Source organism: Stenotrophomonas sp. STEN022, assembly GCF_056760155.1.
Genome location: NZ_JBRREG010000196.1, coordinates 1 through 847 on the forward strand (window position 1 = coordinate 1; position 847 = coordinate 847).

An 847-nucleotide genomic window follows, 5' to 3' on the forward strand; every position below is an offset into this window, starting at 1 on the left:
AGACCCACCAAGGCCGCGATCTGCCTGCGATCCAGCCGTCCCAGTTCGGGTAACCGCGCCGCCAAGGTGGCACGCAGGATTGGGCCCAGCCCCGGTGCCTTAGCCAGCGATGAGGGCTCAGCACTGACAAGTTTGGCTAAGAGCTTGTCCAGGTCTTTGATCTGCGCTTGGAGCTTGCCTATCCAGTCCTGCAGGAAGGTTTGCACCTGAGGTTCCAGCAGTTGCTGAAGACGGCGACGATGGCTATCGCGCTCACTTACAAAGGCGCTTCTCAACTGCAGCCACTGGCGCAAAATCGCGGTGGTTTCAGGCAACGGCCCTGTTAGTACTGCCGGCAGCAACTGCGCTGCCACTGCCAACACGCGGGCATCCAATGCGTCGGTTTTAGCCTTCACCCCCAAGGCGCGTGCCAATTCACGTGGACGCTGAGCGGAAAGCCGCACAGCGGGTAAACCTGCCTGATGCAGACTCTTCAGTAGTGCCTGTTCATAACCGCCGCTGGCTTCAAAAACGATGCGCTGACACGGCATCTGGTGCAGCCAGTTAACCAGTTCGGCAAGGCCGGCTGCTGAGTTGGCGAAGATTTTGCCCTGCTCTTGGGGCAGAACGTGGACCACCAGTTCCAACTTGGCCACATCGATACCAACATAACTACTCATCACCGGCTCCTGGTATAGGCTGACAGTGAGAGCGCTCCCCCGATCCCATGCTTGTACGGTTCGGACTCGTATCCGATCAACTGTTCGGGTTGAAGGGGAGTTTGGAGTGCGGCGCCCCAACTCCTACACGTGCTTCTGGGCACCGCGACGTAACGGGCTGCCGCACTCCGCTCTCAACCACAATCTAC

The 847-nt window shown here is 59.1% G+C and carries 1 protein-coding gene; it reads right to left on the bottom strand.

Annotated features, from left to right (window positions below; all coding sequences use genetic code 11):
* A partial coding sequence (locus ACVOMF_RS20890; protein ID WP_481510976.1) for an IS110 family transposase occupies positions 1–659 on the bottom strand: 659 nt, incomplete at its 3' end.
* Positions 660–847: the final 188 nt, after the last annotated feature.